Source organism: Agromyces agglutinans (genome assembly GCF_009647605.1).
GTDB classification, from domain to species: domain Bacteria; phylum Actinomycetota; class Actinomycetes; order Actinomycetales; family Microbacteriaceae; genus Agromyces; species Agromyces agglutinans.
Genome location: NZ_WJIF01000001.1, coordinates 183920 through 202517 on the forward strand (window position 1 = coordinate 183920; position 18598 = coordinate 202517).

The 18598-nt window shown below is 72.4% G+C and carries 20 protein-coding genes; 9 read left to right on the plus strand and 11 right to left on the minus strand.

What is annotated here, in order from left to right; translation table 11 throughout:
• Nucleotides 1-5 precede the first annotated feature (5 nt).
• Nucleotides 6-926, plus strand: a complete 921-nt coding sequence (locus GE115_RS00885; RefSeq protein WP_312854749.1) for a DUF3097 domain-containing protein — start codon at nucleotides 6-8, stop codon at nucleotides 924-926.
• A gap of 39 nt (nucleotides 927-965) precedes the next feature.
• Here the strand turns inward: GE115_RS00885 and GE115_RS00890 are convergent, their stop codons facing one another.
• The 3 genes from GE115_RS00890 to GE115_RS00900 all read right to left on the minus strand — a co-directional run bounded on the left by GE115_RS00890 (nucleotide 966) and on the right by GE115_RS00900 (nucleotide 4914).
• Nucleotides 966-2096 (minus strand): VIT1/CCC1 transporter family protein, encoded by a 1131-nt coding sequence (locus tag GE115_RS00890; RefSeq protein WP_153682948.1) that lies wholly within the window; start codon nucleotides 2094-2096, stop codon nucleotides 966-968.
• Between the two features lie 325 nt (nucleotides 2097-2421).
• Nucleotides 2422-2898, minus strand: a complete 477-nt coding sequence (locus GE115_RS00895; protein ID WP_153682949.1) for an Lrp/AsnC family transcriptional regulator — start codon at nucleotides 2896-2898, stop codon at nucleotides 2422-2424.
• Nucleotides 2899-3111: 213 nt separating this feature from the next.
• Nucleotides 3112-4914 (minus strand): DEAD/DEAH box helicase, encoded by a 1803-nt coding sequence (locus GE115_RS00900; RefSeq protein ID WP_312854750.1) that lies wholly within the window; start codon nucleotides 4912-4914, stop codon nucleotides 3112-3114.
• Between the two features lie 83 nt (nucleotides 4915-4997).
• On the opposite strand from GE115_RS00900, the gene GE115_RS00905 reads away from it, so the two are divergent.
• Nucleotides 4998-5795 carry an SGNH/GDSL hydrolase family protein gene (locus GE115_RS00905; RefSeq protein WP_153682950.1) on the plus strand — a complete coding sequence of 266 codons (798 nt, stop codon included), beginning with the start codon at nucleotides 4998-5000 and terminating at the stop codon, nucleotides 5793-5795.
• A gap of 55 nt (nucleotides 5796-5850) precedes the next feature.
• Here GE115_RS00905 and GE115_RS00910 read toward each other — a convergent pair whose 3' ends face one another.
• Nucleotides 5851-7077, minus strand: a complete 1227-nt coding sequence (locus tag GE115_RS00910; RefSeq protein WP_172979627.1) for a D-alanyl-D-alanine carboxypeptidase family protein — start codon at nucleotides 7075-7077, stop codon at nucleotides 5851-5853.
• Between the two features lie 145 nt (nucleotides 7078-7222).
• A complete protein-coding gene (locus GE115_RS00915; protein WP_153682952.1) occupies nucleotides 7223-8029 on the minus strand; it encodes a TrmH family RNA methyltransferase in 807 nt (268 codons plus the stop codon).
• A 147-nt stretch (nucleotides 8030-8176) separates the two neighbouring features.
• On the opposite strand from GE115_RS00915, the gene GE115_RS00920 reads away from it, so the two are divergent.
• Entirely contained in the window at nucleotides 8177-8959 is a 783-nt protein-coding gene (locus tag GE115_RS00920) for a Sir2 family NAD-dependent protein deacetylase (RefSeq protein ID WP_153683303.1), read from the plus strand.
• Between the two features lie 14 nt (nucleotides 8960-8973).
• On the opposite strand, the gene GE115_RS00925 is transcribed toward GE115_RS00920, so the two are convergent.
• The gene (locus GE115_RS00925) at nucleotides 8974-10068 is read right to left on the minus strand and encodes a glycosyltransferase family 4 protein (protein WP_312854752.1); all 1095 of its coding nucleotides are present in this window, start codon (nucleotides 10066-10068) and stop codon (nucleotides 8974-8976) included.
• Nucleotides 10065-10979 (minus strand): alpha/beta fold hydrolase, encoded by a 915-nt coding sequence (locus tag GE115_RS00930; protein ID WP_153682953.1) that lies wholly within the window; start codon nucleotides 10977-10979, stop codon nucleotides 10065-10067. Before GE115_RS00930 ends, GE115_RS00925 begins: the two co-directional genes overlap by 4 nt.
• Before the next feature lie 81 nt (nucleotides 10980-11060).
• Here GE115_RS00930 and GE115_RS00935 point away from each other — a divergent pair, with 81 nt between their 5' ends.
• Entirely contained in the window at nucleotides 11061-11762 is a 702-nt protein-coding gene (locus GE115_RS00935) for an exonuclease domain-containing protein (protein ID WP_153682954.1), read from the plus strand.
• A gap of 60 nt (nucleotides 11763-11822) precedes the next feature.
• Here GE115_RS00935 and GE115_RS00940 read toward each other — a convergent pair whose 3' ends face one another.
• The 3 genes from GE115_RS00940 to glgA form a co-directional block, all read right to left on the minus strand.
• Complete coding sequence (locus GE115_RS00940) at nucleotides 11823-12071, minus strand: type B 50S ribosomal protein L31 (protein ID WP_153682955.1); 249 nt, start codon at nucleotides 12069-12071, stop codon at nucleotides 11823-11825.
• A 119-nt stretch (nucleotides 12072-12190) separates the two neighbouring features.
• Complete coding sequence (locus GE115_RS00945) at nucleotides 12191-12976, minus strand: ABC transporter ATP-binding protein (protein WP_153682956.1); 786 nt, start codon at nucleotides 12974-12976, stop codon at nucleotides 12191-12193.
• Between the two features lie 45 nt (nucleotides 12977-13021).
• Entirely contained in the window at nucleotides 13022-14209 is a 1188-nt protein-coding gene (gene glgA / locus GE115_RS00950; protein WP_153682957.1) for a glycogen synthase, read from the minus strand.
• 107 nt (nucleotides 14210-14316) lie between these two features.
• On the opposite strand from glgA, the gene glgC reads away from it, so the two are divergent.
• Together glgC and serB are read left to right on the plus strand one after the other, a co-directional pair.
• Nucleotides 14317-15564 (plus strand): glucose-1-phosphate adenylyltransferase, encoded by a 1248-nt coding sequence (gene glgC / locus GE115_RS00955; protein WP_153682958.1) that lies wholly within the window; start codon nucleotides 14317-14319, stop codon nucleotides 15562-15564.
• Nucleotides 15561-16226, plus strand: coding sequence for a phosphoserine phosphatase SerB (serB, locus tag GE115_RS00960; protein WP_312854753.1), 666 nt, complete (start codon nucleotides 15561-15563; stop codon nucleotides 16224-16226). Before glgC ends, serB begins: the two co-directional genes overlap by 4 nt.
• Nucleotides 16227-16280: 54 nt before the next feature.
• Here the strand turns inward: serB and GE115_RS00965 are convergent, their stop codons facing one another.
• A complete protein-coding gene (locus GE115_RS00965; protein WP_153682959.1) occupies nucleotides 16281-16991 on the minus strand; it encodes a beta-ketoacyl-ACP reductase in 711 nt (236 codons plus the stop codon).
• Between the two features lie 143 nt (nucleotides 16992-17134).
• Between GE115_RS00965 and GE115_RS00970 the strand changes: the two genes are divergently transcribed.
• From GE115_RS00970 to GE115_RS00980, 3 genes are read left to right on the plus strand one after another with little or no spacing between them, the layout of a single operon-like run.
• Complete coding sequence (locus tag GE115_RS00970; RefSeq protein ID WP_153682960.1) at nucleotides 17135-17530, plus strand: DUF3099 domain-containing protein; 396 nt, start codon at nucleotides 17135-17137, stop codon at nucleotides 17528-17530.
• Entirely contained in the window at nucleotides 17527-17757 is a 231-nt protein-coding gene (locus GE115_RS00975; RefSeq protein WP_153682961.1) for a hypothetical protein, read from the plus strand. Before GE115_RS00970 ends, GE115_RS00975 begins: the two co-directional genes overlap by 4 nt.
• Nucleotides 17754-18590, plus strand: a complete 837-nt coding sequence (locus GE115_RS00980) for an SURF1 family cytochrome oxidase biogenesis protein (RefSeq protein WP_153682962.1) — start codon at nucleotides 17754-17756, stop codon at nucleotides 18588-18590. Before GE115_RS00975 ends, GE115_RS00980 begins: the two co-directional genes overlap by 4 nt.
• Nucleotides 18591-18598 lie beyond the last annotated feature (8 nt).

Here is an 18598-nt window from a genome sequence, read left to right on the forward strand (position 1 = left end):
GTGCGGTGCCCGCACCATTCGACTCCCCAGGCCCCGACCGCTACGGCAGCGACGTGCTCGCCGGTGACTGGCGCGCCCGTGGCCGAACGCAGATCCCCGAGGTGCCGGTCGAGCGCGACCTCGTCGTCGAGCTCGCGGCCGACGGCTACTGCGGGGCGGTCGTCGGGGTGGAGAAGGGGCACGTGGTGCTGGAGGACCGGTTCGGCAAGCGCCGCCTGTTCCCGCTCGGCCACGGCTTCCTCATCGACGGGCGCGCCGTGCGGCTCGTCGCGCCGGCGCCCGCGGCCCGGGCTGCCGGCGGGGCCGGAGGCGGTGCCGGCGGCGGTGCCGGCGGGGCGGCGGGCCCTGGTCGCGTGCGCACCGCGTCGGGGTCGTTCATGGTCGACGCCGGGCCCGCGAAGGTGGCTCTGCCGAGCCGCATCTTCGTCGAGGGACGGCACGACGCCGAGCTGGTCGAGAAGATCTGGGGCACCGACCTGCGGGTCGAGGGCGTCGTCGTCGAGTACCTCGAGGGTGTCGATCGGCTCGAGGAGATCCTCGATGAATTCCGTCCGGCCCGAGGCCGCCGCGTCGGCGTGCTCGTCGACCATCTCGTCCCCGGCTCGAAGGAGCAGCGCATCGCCGACCAGGTCGCCCGCGGCCGCCACGGCGCGCACGTGCTCGTCGTGGGGCATCCGTTCATCGACATCTGGCAGGCCGTGAAGCCCGCACGGCTCGGCCGCGAGGCGTGGCCCGTGATCCCCCGCGGCACCGAGTGGAAGCACGGCGTGTGCGAGGCGTTCGGCTGGCCGCACGCCGACCAGGCCGACATCGCACGCGCATGGCAGCGCATCCTCGGCCGCGTGCGCGGCTACGGCGACCTCGAACCCGCGCTGCTCGGCCGCGTCGAGGAACTCATCGACTTCGTCACCGAGCCGCAGGGCTGACTCGGAAGCCGGCGGCGCCGTCGCGCGAGCGATCGCCGCTCAGGCGATCGTGGTCCCGAAGGCGAGGCCCAGGCCGTAGGTCACCGCGGCGGCGCCGAGACCGATGCCCAGCTGGCGGAGGGCCCGCTTCAGGGGCGACGCCCCCGAGAGCACGCCGACGGTCGCGCCCGTGGCGAGCAGCGCGACGCCGACCAGTACCGCGGCGGTGAGGATGGCGGAGACCCCGGCCATGCCGAAGATCCACGGCAACACCGGGATGAGCGCACCGGCGGCGAAGAAGCAGAAGCTCGAGACCGCCGCCGAGAGCCCGGTGCCGAGCGCCTCGTCGTCGTGCTCGAACGTCGGGATCGCGTCGGTCGGGGCCACCGACGCGCCCGCCGCCTGCACGCGTGCGATCGACAGCGCGGCCTGCTCGATCGCCTCGTCGGAGTCCATGCCGCGCGCGCGATAGACCAGCGCGAGCTCGTTGGCGTCGATGTCGAGATCCGCGAGCGCCTCGCGAGCGGTCGGGTCGGGGGCGGATGCCTCGAGCAGCTCCCGCTGCGAGCGCACCGAGACGTACTCCCCCGCGCCCATCGAGAGGGCGCCCGCGAGGAGGCCGGCGATGCCGGTGAAGAGCACGACCGGGGCGGGCACCCCCGTCGCGCCGATGCCCAGCACGAGCGCGAGGTTCGAGACGAGTCCGTCATTGGCGCCGAACACGGCCGCGCGGAAGGTTCCGGCGAGCCGGCGCCGACCGCGTGCGGCGAGGCCGCGCACCACCTCGCCGTGGATGCGCTCGTCGGCGGCCATCGCCGGGGTCGCGTGGGGATCCGTCGAGTAGGGCGATCGCCCTTCGGCGCGCTGGGCGAGGGCGAGCACGAAGATCGAGCCGAAGCGGCGCGCGAGCGCCGCCAGCGTGCGGGTGCGGAGGTCGGCCCGCGGGATGCCGGCGTCGTCACCGCCGAGCAGCGCGAGCCAGTGCGCCTCGTGACGGCCTTCGGCGGCGGCGAGGGCGAGCAGGATCTCGCGCTCCTCGCCCTCCTTGCGGGCGGCGAGCTCGCGGTACACCGCACCCTCCGCCCGCTCGTCGGCGAGGTAGCGGCGCCACCTGGCGCGGTCGGCGTCGGTCGCGTTCGCCGGCGCCCCGCCGGGCGCGGATGCCCCGCCGTTCGTGCTTCCGTTGCTCATGGTGCTCCCATCGACGGGCGCTCCGGGAGTGGCCGGTGCGCCCGCTCCATCACGTGGTCGGCCGCGAACGGCCTCAGCCACGATAGCGACGGTACGGGCGCGGAACGGCTGGTTCGCCGCGATTGGCAGCATTTCGGAGCGCCGAACCGTTCCAGCCGAGTCGACCCGGTTCGCAATTCAGGTCGGGAGGCGTGTCGCGTCGGGTACCGGACCGCGTTCTCGCCCGTGACGGCACGACACGCCCGTACCGACCTGAATTGCGAACCGGTGCGGATGCCTGGGGCGCGGGGCGCCCGCGAGCCGTGCGGTCCGCCGAGCAGGCGGATCAGCCGATCAGGTGCTGCCAGCCGTCGCCCTCTGCGTGCTCGAAGATCAGGTTCGTCTCGGTGTGCGCGACGGCCGGGTGGCCGGTCAGGTGCGCGAGCACGAACTCGCGCAGCTCCTCGGCGTCGCGCGCGGCGACGTGCAGCAGGTAGTCGTCGGCGCCCGCCATGTGGAAGACGCCGAGCACGCCCGGCAGGTGCGGCACCGCCGACCGGAACGCGTCGATCTCGGATCGATCGTGCTTGACCAGACGCACGGCGATCAGGGCCTGCAGCGAGACCCCGACCGAGGCCAGGTCGACGTCGACGTGGTAGCCGCGGATGGTGCCGAGGCTCTGCAGGCGGCGCAGCCGCAGCGAGACGGTGGACTCGGCCACGCCGATCTCTGCGGCCAGCGCGGCTCCGGAGGCCCTGGCGTTCGACGAGAGCGCCGTGAGCAGCGCGCGGTCGACGCGATCGAGGTCGGGGGTCTGCGCCATTGAAGGGCCTTTCGGGTCGGCGTGGAGACGGTGAGGTCATCCTGCGTCACGATCGAAACGATCTGCAACACCGCTTGCGCATTGTTGCAGATCCTCTCGCTTCCGTCGCGACGGCCACGAGGCCGAGCGATGTCATGACGGGTGCGAACCCGAGGATCGCGACGGTCACCGGCCGGCACGGTCACCGGCCGGCAGGGTCATCGGCCGTCCGGCTCAGCGGCTGGCGAGGCGCTTGCGGAGCAGTTCGATGCGCGACTGGAGCTGGGTGACCGTCGCCTGCGCCACCGGCGGGCCGCCGCACACCCGGCGCAGTTCGGCGTGCACCTGCGAGTGCGGCTCCCCCGTGTGCCTGGCCCAGAGCCCGACGAGGCTGTTCAGCAGCGCGCGCTGCTCCTTCAGCGTGCGGTAGAGCGCGACCGGCTCGGCCGAGGGCTCGTCGTCGACCGTCTGCCGGCGCCGGTCGCTCGCGCGCCGTGCCTGGCGGGCCTGCCGATGCCGCAGCAGCTCGGCGACCTGTTCGGGTTCGAGCAGGCCAGGCAGGCCGATGAAGTCGAGCTCCTCGTCGCTGCCCGGCTCGGCGAACGTGCCGAAGTCGGTGCCGTCGAACACGACGCGGTCGAACGTGGCGTCGGAGGCGACGGCCTGCCAGGTGAACTCCCCCGCCTCGTCGGACGCCTTCTCTTCACGGTTCGCCGATTCGAGCAGCCCGTCGTCGAGGCCCGGGTCGTCGTCGCCGTCACCCGTGCGCCGATCGAGGGCGTGATCGCGCTCGCGCTCGAGCTCGCCCGCGAGTGCCATGAGCACGGGAACGTTGGGCAGGAACACCGAGGCCGTCTCACCGCGACGTCGTGCGCGCACGAATCGGCCGATCGCCTGCGCGAAGAAGAGTGGCGTGGCCGAACTCGTCGCGTAGACGCCGACCGCGAGGCGGGGCACATCGACGCCCTCCGACACCATGCGCACCGCGACCATCCAGCGGCTGGTGCCGGCGGAGAACTCCTCGATGCGCTCGCTCGCCTCCTTGTCGTCGGAGAGCACGACCGTGACCTTCTCGCCCGAGATGCCCTCGAGGATGTCGGCGTACGCACGGGCGACCGTCTGGTCGGTGGCGAGCACCAGTCCGCCGGCGTCGGGGATCCCGTGACGCACCTCGGTCAGGCGGCGGTCGGCGGCCTGGAGGACGGCGGGTATCCACTCGCCCGTCGGCTCGAGGGCGGTGCGCCACGCCGAACTCGTGATGTCCTTCGTGTTGTCCTCGCCGAGCCTCGCCTCCATCTCGTCGCCGGCCTTCGTGCGCCAGCGCATGTGGCCCGCGTAGACCATGAAGAGCACGGGTCGCACGACCCCGTCGGCGAGGGCGCGGCCGTAGCCGTAGTTGAAGTCGGTCTTCGAGAGCCGAACGCCGTGCGCGTCGGGCTCGTAGTGCACGAACGGGATGGGCGCCGTGTCGCTGCGGAACGGCGTGCCGGTGAGCGAGAGCCGCTTCTCGGCCGGCTCGAACGCCTCGCGGATGGCGTCGCCCCACGAGAGCGTGTCGCCGCCGTGGTGCACCTCGTCGAGGATCACGAGGGTGCGGCCCGAGAGGGTGAGCTCGCGGTGCAGTGCCGGCCGCATCGCGACCTGCGCGTAGGTGACCGCCACGCCGTGGTAGTGCCGGGCGCTGCGGCCGTGGGCGTTGCGGAAGCCGGGATCGAGCCGGATGCCCGCGCGCGCCGCGGCGTCCGCCCACTGCCGCTTCAGGTGGTCGGTGGGCGCGACCACGGTGATGCGGTCGACGATGCGCCTCGCGCGCAGTTCGGCCGCGATGCGCAGGGCGAAGGTCGTCTTGCCCGCGCCCGGCGTCGCCGCGGCGAGGAAGTCGCGGGGCAGCTCTTCGAGGTACTGCTCGAGCGCCTCGGCCTGCCAGGCGCGCAGCTTGCCTGCGGTGCCCCACGGCGCACGTGCGGGGAAGGCCGGTGAGAGATGCTCGGCGGCCGAGGTGCCCGGCTGATGGCCGGAGGGGGTCGCTGTGCTCACTGTCCAGCACTGTACCCGACCCGGCCGACACGACCGGGAGCGCCCGGGCGCGGCATCCGCCCGACGCGTTGCAGAATGGAGGGATGGTCACCCAGATGCATCCGTGGTCCCGCTACGTCGCACTCGGCGACTCGTTCACCGAGGGCATCGGCGACCCCGAGCCCTCGGTGCCCGGCGGGCACCGCGGCTGGGCCGACCGGGTCGCCGAGGTGCTTTCGCAGGGCACCGAGGACTTCGCGTACGCGAACCTGGCCGTGCGCGGCAAGCTGATCCAGCAGATCATCGACGAGCAGATGGAACCGGCGATGGCCCTGCGGCCCGACCTCATCACGATCTCTGCGGGCGGCAACGACGTGATCCGCCCGCGCACCGATCCCGACGAGATCTCGGCGCGCTTCGAGTACGCGATCGACCGGCTCTCGCGCGACCATGCGACCATCGTCATCTTCACGGGCGTCGATGTGGGCTTCTCCCCCGTCTTCCGCGGCATCCGCGGCAAGGTCGCGATCTACAACGAGAACCTGCGCGCGATCGCCGCGAAGCACGACCTGCTCGTCGCCGACCAGTGGGCGCTCACCGAGATCCAGGACCAGCGCTTCTGGGCCCCCGACCGGCTGCACCTGAACACGCTCGGCCACCACACCGTGGCGCGCATGGTGCTCGACGCGCTCAACGTCCAGAACTCGCTCGAGCCGCTGAAGCCCGAGCCGCTGCCCACGAGCACCTGGCGCCAAGCGCGCGTGGGCGACATCGCGTGGGCGCGCGAGTACCTCGTGCCGTGGGTCGTGCGGCGCATCCGCCACCAGTCCTCCGGCGACTTCGTCACGCCGAAGCGGCCGGATGCCGGCCCGTACGCAGTCGGCGCGGCACCGCGCGACTGAACCGCGCACCAGGCGGCGCGATGGTCACCGTGAGCGGCTGCGCCGCAGACGGCGCCTACCGCGCGTCCGCGCTGAGCGCGCCCGGGTTTCCGAGCCGCCACCACACGCCCGGGTCGACGACCGACTCGTCGAGCAGCAGTGGGACCTCGATCACCTGGCCGCCGGCGCGCACCGTCGCGGTGCCGACCTGCGCGCCGGCGTCGGCGAGGGCGACGGGATCCGCGACGACCTCCACGTCGACGGGCGTGTCGCTCCAGACCAGCACGGATGCCCCGTCGGCGGCGTGTGCCGTGACCGTCTGGCCCCACGCGCTGGTGTACTCGGCGAGGGTCGTGCCGGCCACCAGCGCCTCGACCTCGTGGAATCCGGGCGCGACGCTGTCGAGGAGCGACGCGACCTGGTCGCGCAGGCGCGCGTGGGTCTCCTGGCCGAGGACGACGCCGACGACCGTGACCGTCGAAGACCCGACCTGGTAGTCGGCGGAGAACAGCAGGTTGGCCGCGTCGTCGGTCGTGCCGGTCTTGATGCCGTCGACGCCGTGGCTGCCGAGCAGCTTGTTCGAGTTCTCGACACGGCCGACGCCGGGCAGGTCGACCGCCTGTTGCGCGACGATCCCGGCCAGGGTGGGGTTGGCGAGGGCGAGCTCGCCGAGCTCGACGAGGTCGCCGGGGGTGCCGACGTTGTCGAGCGAGAGTCCGCTGGCGTCGGCGATCACGATGCCGGTGAGGCCCTTCGCCGCGAGCCAGGCGTTGGCGGCCTCGGTGTAGGCGGCCTCCGAACCGAACGCCCAGTTCGCGATCGAGATGGCGTAGTTGTTGCCGGAGGGCAGCATCAGGGCCTCGAGGCTCTCGACGAGTGAGAGCGTGGTGCCGGGAGAGACCGGCGCGACCGAGCCGTTCTGCGCGACCATGTCCCAGTAGATGTCGACGTCGGCGTCGGTGTACTCGATCGCGGGGCCGCCTTCCCCGGGTGCGACCGGGTGCTGTTCGAGCACCACGAGTGCGGTGACGACCTTCGCGATGCTCGCGATGGCCATCGAGGCCTGCGACTCGCTGGCGGCGAGGAGCCCGTCGAACCCGACGGCGCCGACGGCGAACTCGCCGGTGCCCGGCAGCACGAGCGGTTGCACCGCCTGGGAGACTGGCGCAGGATCGGTGATCGTCGCGGCGATGGCGGGCACGGGCGCGCCGAGCGCGTTCGACACGTAGACCCCGCCGCTCACCAGGAGCGCGAGCACCACGGCGAGCACGCTGCCGACGACGATCCGGCGCCGCCGGTACATGCGTCGCCGAGCCTCCGACGCGGCAGCGCCGGCGCCGGTACCCGTACCGGTACCGGTCCCACCCGACGCGCGGGCGGGCCGGGCGGGCTCGGAGCCGGTCGGTGCGAAAGCGGTGGGGGCGGGCGGTTGCGACATCACTGCGAGCCTAGACGCGCTCGCCGAGTGCGTAGAGCACCACGGCCGCCGCGGCGGCCACGTTCAGCGAATCCACGCCGTGGGCCATGGGGATGGTGACGATGACATCGGCCGCCTGCAGCGCGTGCCGGCTCAGGCCGTCGCCCTCCGCGCCGAAGACGAGGGCGAGTCGCTCGGGCGCGCGCGCCGCGAGGTCGCGCAGCGAGACGGCGTCGTCGGCGAGGGCCAGCGCGGCGGTCGTGAAGCCGTGCTCGGCGAGCAGGGCCGACGTCTCGCGCCACTCGCCGACGCGGGTCCACGGCACCTGGAAGACGGTGCCCATGCTCACGCGCACGCTCCGCCGGTACAGCGGGTCGGCGCACCGCGGCGTGACGAGCACCGCGTCGGCCCCGAGCGCCGCGACGCTGCGGAAGATCGCGCCCACGTTCGTGTGGTCGACGATGTCCTCGAGCACGACCACCCGGCGGGCGGTCGCGAGGAGGTCGGCCGGGTCGGGTTCGGCTGGGCGCTCGAAGGCGGCGAGCGCACCGCGGTGCACGCGGTACCCGGTGATCGCCTCGAGCTGGTCGGCATCGGCGAGATGCACCGGGATGTCGAAGGGGGCGAGCACCGGCTCGAGCCCCGCGAGCCACTTCTCCTCCATGAGCACCGATCGCGGGCGATGGCCGGCGGCAATCGCCCGTGAGATCACCTTCGCCGATTCGGCGATGTACAGCCCGCGTTCCGCCTCGGTCGCTCGACGCAGCGAGACATCCGTCAACGCCGCGTAATCGGCCACCTCATCGGATGCCGCGTCGGCGACCCGTTCGATCCGCATGTCGTCCTCCCCCTCAAGCCTGCCAGTCCGCCGAAACATTCCGGTAAACCGCGACGTTTACACTCAGGGAATCGGCGATCGGAGGCGCGCGTGACGAACACCCTGACCGAGCAGGTCGCCGGCGACCTGCAGGCGGCCGTCGAGCTCATGACCGGCTCGCGCGTCGCCGTGCTCACGGGCGCCGGCGTGAGCACCGACTCCGGCATCCCCGACTACCGCGGCGAGGGCGCCCCGCAGCGCACGCCGATGACGTTCCAGACCTTCCTCGGCTCCGAGCGCGCCCGCAAGCGCTACTGGGCGGGCAGCCATCTCGGCTGGCGCACGTTCGGCACCGCCGTGCCGAACGACGGCCACCTCGCCCTCGCGGCGCTCGAACGCGCCGGCGTGGTCACCGGCGTCGTGACCCAGAACGTCGACGGCCTGCACCGCCGCGCCGGCAGCGCCCGGGTCGTCGAACTGCACGGCACCGTCGGCCGGGTCGTGTGCCTGACCTGCGGGCAGTTCTACGCGCGCGAGTCGATCGCCGACCGGCTCAGCGCCCTGAACCCCGAGATCGACCTCGACCAGGCGATCCGCCCGGCGCCCGACGGCGACGTCGAGGTCGACGACGTCGATGCGATGCGCCTGCCCGAGTGCACCGTGTGCGGAGGCATCCTGAAGCCCGACGTGGTGTTCTTCGGCGAGTTCGTGCCGGGCGAGACCTTCGAGCAGGCCGCTTCGATCGTCGGCGGCGCCGACGTGCTGCTCGTCGCGGGCTCCTCGCTGGTCGTGAACTCGGGGATGCGGCTGCTCGAGATCGCGCGACGCCGGCGCACGCCGATCGTGGTCGTGAACCGAGGGCTCACCAAGGGCGACAGCCGCGCCGCGGTGAAGATCGACGCGGGCGCGACCGAGACGCTGACCGCGATGGCGGCCGCGCTCGGCGCCTGAGCGCGCTCGCGCGCTCAGCCTCGCCGCGAGCGCCCGCGGCCGCGCTCGCCGACCGTGCGGCGCATGAGCTCGAGCAGCCGCTCGGCCGACGACGCCCACGTGTACCGTGAGGCCTGCGCGAGCGAGGCCTCGGAGCGGCGCTCCCACTCCCCCTCGGCCTCGAGCGCGGCGATGGCGCGCACGAGGGCGTTCGGCTGCTCGGCGTCGAAGTACAGTGCCGCGTCGCCGCCGATCTCGCGGAAGATCGGGATGTCGTTGACGATCACCGGTGTTCCCACCCGCATCGCCTCGACGAGGGGTATGCCGAACCCCTCGGCGCGGCTGCCGTGCACGAGCGCCGTCGCACCCGCGAGGAGCTTCGCGTACGCGGCATCCGTCACGCCGTCGTGGAAGACCAGGCGCGCCGTCGGCGCGAGCCGCGTGAGCCGGTCGCGCTCGACCTCGCTGATGCCACTGAGCAGGTGCAGCTCGTGATCGGGCAGGCTCGCGACCGCGCGCACGAGCGTGTCGACGTTCTTGTACGGCATGTACGAGCCCATGTAGACGAGGCGCCCACCCGTCGGACGGGTTCTCGGCAACGGGGGCACGGGGAGGTCGTCCGCCGCGTTCGGGATCACGGTGAGCGGGCGCTTCGTGAGCCGATGGTCGCGGATGAGCCCCGCGGTCGTCTCGGAGACGGTGACGACGGCGTCGGCGCGGTTCAGCAGGACGCGCTGCGGCCACCACGCGAGGTGGTAGAGCCGCCACAGCAGCCGCACCGGCGCGGGCAGGTCGCGCGGCGGCGTGCGGTTCTCGTAGTAGATCAGGTCGTGGAGCGTGAGCAGCAGCGCGTAGTCGCGCCCCCACGAGCCCATCGTCTGCATGGGCGAGAACACGATGTCGGGCCGCAGCTTGCGCACCTGGAGCGCGACGAACGGCTCGCGCGGGCTCGTGGGGCCGGTGACCAACTGCCACGGCAGGTCGGGCAGCAGCTCGAGCTGCCGGCGGTCGCTGATGAGCATCGTCACCGGATGCCGCTTCGCGAGCTCGCCCACGATGCCCGCCGTGAACCGGCTGATGCCGTCGTGCCGCCCGATGCGCGTGTACCGGCAGTCGACGACGACCTTCACGCCGTCGCCCCCGTCGCCTCGGCGTCGGCGCCCAGGAAGCCTCGGATGTGCTCCGCCGCCTCGACGGGCTTCTCGTAGTGGATCAGGTGGCCGACGCCGTCGATCTCGACGAGCCGCGCATCGGCGAACCGCCCGACGAGGGCCCGCTGGGCCTCGATCGGCGTGATGTCATCCTGCACCGCGGCGACCAGCAGGGTCGGAACCGGGATGTCGCTCGCGTACTGCCGCACGTCGTTGCCCACCGAGGCCCGGAACGCCTCCAGCAGCATGTCGCGATCTGCGAAGACCGAGAAGTAGCGGTCGTGCTGGTCGTGGATGAATCGCCGCAGATCGGCGTCGCGGGTCTTCGCCATCGTCGTGCTCATGACGCGCACGATGAGCCCGTTGCGCAGCAGCGCGAAGCCCGCCCGCGACGGCAGCGCCGCCGCGGAGCGGTAGTAGCCGACCGCAAGGCGGGTCATGATGCCGCGCGGGCCCTCGAGCGCCGGCGCGCCGATCGGGTTCACGAGGATCAACCGGTCGGGCCGCAGCCCGGACGCGACGGCCGCCGACGCCACGATCGACCCGAACGAGTGGCCGAGCAGCGTGAACGAGGCGCCGGCTCCGAGGCCGACCGCGTCGAGGAAGGCCGCGAGCCACTGCGCGTATCCGTCGATGTCGTGCGACCGTCCGCGCAGCGGATCGGACTCGCCGAACCCGGGCAGGTCGGGCGAGACGACGCGGAAGCCCCGCAGCTGCGCGACCACCGGCTCCAGGCCGTGGTGGTCGCCGCGGAACCCGTGCACGAGCACGATCACCGGTTCACCGGGTGTGCCGTACTCCCACCAGGCCGCCGACGAGCCGAGCACCTCGACGGTGCGCCGGTGCACGGGGATGCGCTCGAGCGCGGCGGCGTAGGGCGAGGCGGTCATCGATCCCAGTCTAGGCGGCGACCCCGCGTGCCTCGGCGTGCCCCGCGCGCCCATGACGGTGGCCGCTCATATGGTGACGACATGCACGAGACCCCCGCAGCCTCCTGGGCCGACACCCTCGCCGTCTTCGACCTCGAGACCACGGGCATCGACATCGACACGTGTCGCATCGTGACCGCCCATGTCGGCGTCATCGGCCCGAGGGGTGAGGTGCTCGAGCAGCGTCAGTGGCTCGTCGACCCCGGCGTCGAGATCCCGACGGCGGCGACGCTCATCCACGGCGTGTCGACCGAGCGCGCCCGTGCCGAGGGCCTCGCCGCCGCGCAGGCGGTCGCCGAGATCGGCGAGACGCTGGCGGATGCCACGCGCCGGGGCCTGCCGATCGTGGCGTACAACGCGAGCTACGATCTCTCGGTGCTGCGGCGCGAGGCCGAGCGCTACGGCCACGACCCGCTGGCCGGCCCCGAGCACGTCGTCGACCCCCTCGTCATCGACAAGGCCGTCGACCGGTACCGGCGCGGCAAGCGCACCCTCACCGCGGCGTGCGCCCACTACGGCGTGGAGCTCCTCGACGCGCACGACGCCGGCGCCGACGCGATCGCCGCCGGCCGCGTGGCGCAGGCGATCGCCCGTGCGTATCCCGAGCTCGCGGCCATCGCGGTCGCCGATCTGCACCGGCAGCAGGTCGAGTGGTGCCGCGACCAGGCGGTGCGCTACCAGGAGTGGCGCCGCATGAACGGCGAACCCGAGTTCACGACCTCGGGTGCATGGCCCGTGCGCTGAACCGTACCCGGGTACGACGAAGGGGCGGACGACCGGAGTCGTCCGCCCCTTCGCTGCGGCTTACTTGCCGAAGCTCTTGAAGCGCTGGTTGAACTTCTCGACGCGACCGGCCGAGTCCATGATGCGCTGCTTGCCCGTGTAGAACGGGTGCGACTCACTCGAGATCTCGACGTCGATCACCGGGTAGGTGACACCGTCGAGGTCGATGGTCTTCTCGCTCGTCACCGTCGAGCGGGTGAGGAACGTGGCGCCCGAGGCGAGGTCGCGGAAGACGACGGCGTTGTACTCGGGGTGGATGTCGGTCTTCATGGAGACTTCCTTGTTGATCGGATGGAGTGGTCGGCCCCGGTTCGGCGCGGGCGCCGCATGGGGAAGCTGGAGGCCGTCGGGCCAACAAACGAGTTTAGCAGATGTGCGCCGGTGGCACGTCAGGCGGCGCGGGCGACGTAGCGCCCGCCCTGCTCGCTGAGTTCGATCGACAGGCCGAACGTCTCGGTGAGGTTCTCGGACGTGAGCGCCTCGGCGAGGGGCCCGGCCGCGACGACGCCGCCCTGCTTCAGCAGCAGCGCGTGCGTGAAGCCGTGCGGGATCTCCTCGACGTGGTGCGTGACCATGACGATGGCCGGCGAGGCACTCGACGACGCGTAGCCGCCGAGCAGGGTCACGAGCTCCTCGCGCGCGCCGAGGTCGAGGCTCGCGGCCGGCTCGTCGAGCAGGAGCAGCTCGGGGTCGGTCATGACTGCCCGCGCGATCTGCACGCGCTTCTGCTCGCCGTCGGAGAGGCTGCCGAACCGGCGGTCGGCGAAGCCCTCGAGACCCCATTCCGAGAGCACGCGCTGCGCGCGGCGCTCGTCGATGGCCTCGTACTCCTCGTTCCACCGGCCCGTCACCGAGTACGCGGCGGTCAGCACGACGTCGATCACGGTCTCGTTGCGCGGGATCTTGCGCGCCATCGCGGTCGAGGCGAAGCCGATCATCGGGCGGAGCTCGAACACGTCGACCTTGCCGAGCGACTCGAGCAGCACCTCGGCCGAGCCCTTCGTGGGGTGCATCGCGGCCGCGGCGATCTGGAGCAGCGTCGTCTTGCCGGCGCCGTTCGGGCCGAGGATGACCCACCGCTCGTCTTCGGCCACGCTCCAGTCGACCCCGTCGAGGATCGTGTTGCCGTCGCGGACCACCGACACGTCGCGGAACTCCAGAACCGTACTCGCCATGCGTCCCATGCTATCTGGACGGGAAGACCGGTCCGGTTCACCCGGTCAGCGCGCGAGGACCCCGGAGTAGACCTCGAGGGTGCGGGCGGCGATCCGGTCCCAGGCGAAGAGCGCCTCGGCGCGCCGGCGTCCGGCCGCGCCCATCGCCGCCGCCCGTTGCGGGTCGGACACGACCTGCGTCAGTGCAGCGGCGAGGTCGGCGACGAACCGGTCGGGATCCAGCGGCGTCCCGGTGCCGTCGTCGGCCTGCTCGATCGGCACCAGCACGCCGGTGACGCCGTCGTCGACGACCTCGGGGATGCCGCCCGTGGCGGTGCCGACGACCGCGGCCCCGCAGGCCATCGCCTCGAGGTTGACGATGCCGAGCGGCTCGTAGACCGAGGGGCACACGAAGGCGGTGGCCGCGGTGAGCAGCGCGGTGAGTTCCGTCCGCGGCAGGTGCCGGTCGATCCAGACCACCCCGTCGCGGTCGGCGCCGAGCGCCTCGACGAGCGAGGTCACCTCGGCGAGGATCTCGGGGGTGTCGGGGGCGCCGGCGCAGAGCACGACCTGCACCTCGGGCGGCAGCAGCCGGGCGGCTCGCAGCAGGTACGGCAGGCCCTTCTGCCTCGTGATGCGTCCCACGAAGACGACCGAGGGCCGCCCGGGGTCGACCCCGAGCGCACGCACGGCATCGGCATCGTCGACCGGACGCCAGTCGTCGAGGTCGATGCCGTTGTAGACGACCTCGACCTTCGACGCGTCGATCGACGGGTACGAGCGAAGGATGTCGCGGCGCATGCCGTCGCTCACGGCGATGACCGCGTCCGCGTCCTCGAAGGCCGCCTGCTCGACCCACGAGGAGACCCGGTAGCCGCCACCCAGCTGCTCGGCCTTCCAGGGGCGCAGCGGCTCGAGGCTGTGCGCGGTCACGACGTGCGGGATCCCGTGCAGCCGCTTCGCGGTGAAGCCGGCGAAGTTGGCGTACCACGTGTGCGAGTGCACCAGGTCGGCGCCCGCGGCATCCTGCGCCATCTCGAGGTCGGTGCCGAGCGTCGCGATCGCGGCGTTCGCATCGGCGAGCCCACCCGGCGTCGCGTACGCGGTCGTGCCCGGCTCGTCGCGAGGGTCGCCGAAGCAGCGGACGGCGACGTCGATCTCGCGGCGCAGCGCGCGCACGAGCTCGGCGACGTGGACGCCGGCACCGCCGTAGACCTCGGGTGGATACTCGCGGGTGAGCAGGTCGACGCGCATGCCCTCAACCTAGCGCAGCGGCTCCCGCGTGGACGGTGCGCTACCACGGTCGTCATCGGGCGACAATGCGCCCCATCCGGTCCCCCGCGCTGACTACGCTTGGGGCCATGGTTGCGCGCAAGGTGTTCGGCATCGTCCTCGCCGGTGGAGAGGGAAAGCGCCTCATGCCGCTCACCGAGGATCGCGCGAAGCCCGCGGTGCCGTTCGGCGGCCAGTACCGGCTCGTCGACTTCGCGCTCTCGAACCTCGTGAACTCGGGGCTGCGCCAGATCGTCGTGCTGACCCAGTACAAGTCGCACTCGCTCGACCGGCACGTCTCGCAGACGTGGCGGCTGTCGGGCATGCTCAACGCCTACGTGGCATCCGTGCCGGCGCAGCAGCGACTCGGCAAGCGCTGGTTCTCGGGGTCGGCCGACGCGATCCTGCAGAGCCTGAACCTCATCTACGACGAGCAGCCCGACATCATCGTCGTCGTCGGCGCCGATCACGTGTACCGCATGGACTTCAGCCAGATGATCGACGCGCACATCGAGTCGGGCGCCGCCGCGACGGTCGCCGCGATCCGCCAGCCCATCGCGCTGGCCGACCAGTTCGGCGTGATCGAGGTCGACGAGAAGCGCCCCGACCGCATCGCCCGCTTCCTCGAGAAGCCCAAGGACCCGGTGGGCCTTCCCGACGCGCCCGGCGAGGTGCTCGCCTCGATGGGAAACTACGTGTTCGACGCCGACGCGCTGATCGACGCGGTGCTCCGCGACGGCGAGCAGACCTCGTCGAGCCACGACATGGGCGGCGACATCATCCCGTCGTTCGTGTCGCAGGGGGCCGCGGGCGTCTACGACCTCAAGCGCAACGACGTGCCGGGCTCGACCGACCGCGACCGGTACTACTGGCGTGACGTCGGAACGATCGACTCGTTCTTCGAGGCGCATCAAGACCTGATCTCGGTGCTGCCCGTCTTCAACCTGTACAACCGCGAGTGGCCGATCTTCAGCCAGCAACTGAACTCGCCGCCTGCGAAGTTCACGCGCGATGCGCGCGGCTCGCTCGGCACCGTGATCGATTCGATCGTGTCGCTGGGGTCGGTCATCTCGGGCGCGCACGTCGAGCGCAGCGTCCTGGGCCCGTGGGCGATCGTCGGATCGGGTGCGCACGTGGCCGACTCCATCCTGTTCGACCGGGCCCGCATCGAGGCCGGCGCGACCGTGCAGCGCGCGATCCTCGACAAGGAGGTCGTGGTCGAGGCGGGCGCCCGCATCGGCGTCGACCGCGCCGAAGACCTCGCCCGCGGGTTCATCGTCACCGACAGCGGCATCACGGTCGTCGGCAAGGGCTCGCGAGTGCGAGCCGGCGCGTGAGCGCCGGGTTCCCGGTCCGCGCCCGCGGACCGCTCGTCGTGCTGGACGCCGATTCGACGCTCATCCGCGAGGAGGCGATCGAGCTGCTCGCCGACGAGGCGGGCAGCCTCGAGCACGTCGCCGCCGTCACCGAGCGCGCGATGCGCGGCGAGCTCGACTTCGCGGCGAGCCTTCGCGAACGCGTCGCCACCCTGCGCGGCGTCGACATCGCGGTGTTGCCGAGGGTGCGCGAACGGATGACGCCGACGCCGGGCATCGAGGCGCTGGTGCGGGGCGTGCACGCGGCCGGCGGTCGCGTCGGCGTCGTCTCCGGCGGGTTCCACGAACTGCTCGATCCGCTCGCCGAGCGGCTGGGACTCGATTTCTGCCGGGCGAACCGGCTCGCCGTCGACGGCGATCGCCTCACCGGCGAGGTCGAGGGGCCGATCATCGACGCAGACGCGAAGGCGGCGGCGCTGGCCGAATGGGCCGAGGCGAGCGGCATCCCGCTCGCCAGCACCGTGGCAGTCGGCGACGGGGCGAACGACCTGCGCATGCTCGCGCGCGCCGCGCTCGGCGTCGCGTTCTGCGCGAAGCCCATCGTGCGGGCCGAGGCCGACCTGGCGATCGACCGACCCGACCTCTCGTCGGTGCTGCCGCTGCTGGGGCTGCCGCGGGGCTGAGCGCCGCTGCGAACGCAGGCGAGCGCCGCTGCGAGCGCCGGCGGTGGCGGCGGCTTAATGCCCCATGCCGAGGCCGCCGTCGACCGGGATGACGGCACCCGAGATGTAGCCCGCGTCATCGCCGGCGATCCAGGCGACGACCTTGGCGACCTCCGCCGGCTCCGCGTAGCGACCGGCGGGGATCGACTTGCGGTACTCCTCCTGCAGCTCCGGCGAGAGCTCGTCGGTCATGTCGGTGCGGATGAACCCGGGCGCGACGACGTTCGCGGTGATGCCGCGCGCACCGAGCTCGCGTGTGAGCGAGCGGGCCATGCCGACGAGGCCGGCCTTCGAGGCCGAGTAGTTGACCTGGCCGGGCGAGCCGTAGAGGCCCACGACGCTCGAGATCAGCACGACCCGGCCGAAACGCGCCTTGAGCATGCCCTTCGACGCGCGCTTGACGACGCGGAACGCGCCCGTGAGGTTCGTGTCGACGACCTGCTCGAAGTCATCCTCGCTCATGCGCATGAGCAGCGTGTCGCGCGTGATGCCCGCGTTCGCGACGACCACCTCGACGGGTCCGAGCTCGGCCTCGACCTCGGAGAAGGCGCGGTCGATGGATTCGGCGTCGGTGACGTCGGCGCGCACCGTGAGCGTGCCCGCAGGGCCTTCGCCCGATCGCGCGGTCACCGCGACGCGGTGCCCCTGCGCGACGAACTCCTCGGCGATCGCGTAGCCGATGCCGCGGTTGCCTCCGGTGACCAGAACGGTACGGCTCGTCGTCATGGCTGGGCTCCACTCACTCTCGGGATCTCGGCGGCCGGCGCGCGGCCCGTCCCAGTGTATGGGGTGTCCCGAAGGGGCATCCGTCGCGGCGAAGCCGACGTAGGCTTGATGGAGAGGAGCGCCGCACTGCCCCGGCGTCGACGATGAACCAGCACACCATCACCACGCTCCCGCCCTCGCCCGAGGACGAGCGTCGGTCGCGCATGATCAAGTACACGGTCGCCATGTCGATCCGCGTCGTGTGCATCTTCCTCATGCTGTTCGCGCAGGGCTGGTGGCTCGCGGTCTGCGCCGCGGGCGCGATCTTCCTGCCCTACGTCGCGGTGGTGCTGGCCAATGTGGGCGGCGGGCGCGGCCAGGCGGTCGAGCGGCCGGGTGCGATCGTCCCCGTGGCGCCGACTCCCGGCATCGGCGACGTGCGCGACGAGACGGCGGATGCCCCGGGCGCCGGGCCGCACTCCCCCGATGCCGGTGCAGCCGACGGCGGCGCCGACGACGGCTTCGGCGCCGACCCCGACGCCGGCGAGGGCACGCGATGATCGGACTGCCCGGCACCGCCCCCGAGGCGGACACCTGCTCGCGCGCCGGATGCCGCGAGTCCGCGACCTGGCGGGTCGACTGGCGCAACCCGCGCATCCACGACGAGACGCGGACGAAGACCTGGCTCGCGTGCGACGAGCATGTCGACTACCTCCGCGACTTCCTCGCCTCGCGCTCGTTCCCGGTGGCCGTGGAACGCTTCGGCGCCCAGGAGGCGGGCGCATGAGCCGCTGGGGATTCCTGCGCTCGCCGCGCTGGGCCGGCTACCTGGCTCTCGTCGTGGTCTTCGCCGTCGCGTGCTGCGCGCTCGGCACCTGGCAGCTCAACCGGCGCGCCGAGGCCCTCACCGAAGTCGCCCGCATCGACGCGAACTACGACGCCGAACCCGTTGCCGTCGCCGAGGCGCTGCCCGATCCCGCCGGCTTCGATCCCGACCAGCGCTGGCAGGTGGTGGCCCTGTCGGGCCGCTACCTCGCCGACGAGGAGGTCGTGATCCGCAACCGGCCGTTCGCGGGCAGCTCGGGCTTCGAGGTCGTCACCCCGCTCGAGCTCGACGACGGCACCGTGTTCTTCGTCGACCGCGGCTGGATCCCGCAGGATTCCGACGGGCGGCCGAGCGGGTACGCGGCACCAGAACCGGGGCACGTCGAGATCACGGCCCGGCTGAAGGCCGGCGAGGGCACGATCAACGGCCGCACCGCGTCGGGCGACGAGCTCGCGACCATCGACCTCGACGAGCTCGCCGAACGCGTCGGCGAACCGAGTTACACGGGCGCCTACGGCATCCTCGTGCAGACCGGTGCCGACGCCGAGGAGCCGCCCATGGCCGCCGCGCGGCCGATCCGCGACGAGGGACCGCACCTCTCGTACGCGCTCCAGTGGTTCGTGTTCGCCCTGCTCGCGTTCATCGGGCTCGGCTGGGCGGCCAACCAGGAGCGCAAGGCGCTCGCCGAGGCATCCGGTGCCGGTCACCCGGCCGAGCGCGCGCCGAAGCCGAAGCGGACGCCGCGCGAGCGCAGCGATGCCGACGTCGAGGACGAGATCCTCGACTCGCGCTGAGCGCGTCC

Excerpts from the sequence above, each read along its gene's own strand:
- GE115_RS00890 (WP_153682948.1), bottom strand. The coding sequence starts at position 2,096 with ATGAGCAACGGAAGCACGAACGGCGGGGCATCCGCGCCCGGCGGGGCG.
- GE115_RS00895 (WP_153682949.1), bottom strand. The coding sequence starts at position 2,898 with ATGGCGCAGACCCCCGACCTCGATCGCGTCGACCGCGCGCTGCTCACG.
- GE115_RS00905 (WP_153682950.1), top strand. The coding sequence starts at position 4,998 with ATGGTCACCCAGATGCATCCGTGGTCCCGCTACGTCGCACTCGGCGAC.
- GE115_RS00910 (WP_172979627.1), bottom strand. The coding sequence starts at position 7,077 with ATGTACCGGCGGCGCCGGATCGTCGTCGGCAGCGTGCTCGCCGTGGTG.
- GE115_RS00915 (WP_153682952.1), bottom strand. The coding sequence starts at position 8,029 with ATGCGGATCGAACGGGTCGCCGACGCGGCATCCGATGAGGTGGCCGAT.
- GE115_RS00920 (WP_153683303.1), top strand. The coding sequence starts at position 8,177 with ATGACCGGCTCGCGCGTCGCCGTGCTCACGGGCGCCGGCGTGAGCACC.
- GE115_RS00930 (WP_153682953.1), bottom strand. The coding sequence starts at position 10,979 with ATGACCGCCTCGCCCTACGCCGCCGCGCTCGAGCGCATCCCCGTGCAC.
- GE115_RS00935 (WP_153682954.1), top strand. The coding sequence starts at position 11,061 with ATGCACGAGACCCCCGCAGCCTCCTGGGCCGACACCCTCGCCGTCTTC.
- GE115_RS00940 (WP_153682955.1), bottom strand. The coding sequence starts at position 12,071 with ATGAAGACCGACATCCACCCCGAGTACAACGCCGTCGTCTTCCGCGAC.
- GE115_RS00945 (WP_153682956.1), bottom strand. The coding sequence starts at position 12,976 with ATGGCGAGTACGGTTCTGGAGTTCCGCGACGTGTCGGTGGTCCGCGAC.
- glgA (WP_153682957.1), bottom strand. The coding sequence starts at position 14,209 with ATGCGCGTCGACCTGCTCACCCGCGAGTATCCACCCGAGGTCTACGGC.
- glgC (WP_153682958.1), top strand. The coding sequence starts at position 14,317 with ATGGTTGCGCGCAAGGTGTTCGGCATCGTCCTCGCCGGTGGAGAGGGA.
- GE115_RS00965 (WP_153682959.1), bottom strand. The coding sequence starts at position 16,991 with ATGACGACGAGCCGTACCGTTCTGGTCACCGGAGGCAACCGCGGCATC.
- GE115_RS00970 (WP_153682960.1), top strand. The coding sequence starts at position 17,135 with ATGAACCAGCACACCATCACCACGCTCCCGCCCTCGCCCGAGGACGAG.
- GE115_RS00975 (WP_153682961.1), top strand. The coding sequence starts at position 17,527 with ATGATCGGACTGCCCGGCACCGCCCCCGAGGCGGACACCTGCTCGCGC.
- GE115_RS00980 (WP_153682962.1), top strand. The coding sequence starts at position 17,754 with ATGAGCCGCTGGGGATTCCTGCGCTCGCCGCGCTGGGCCGGCTACCTG.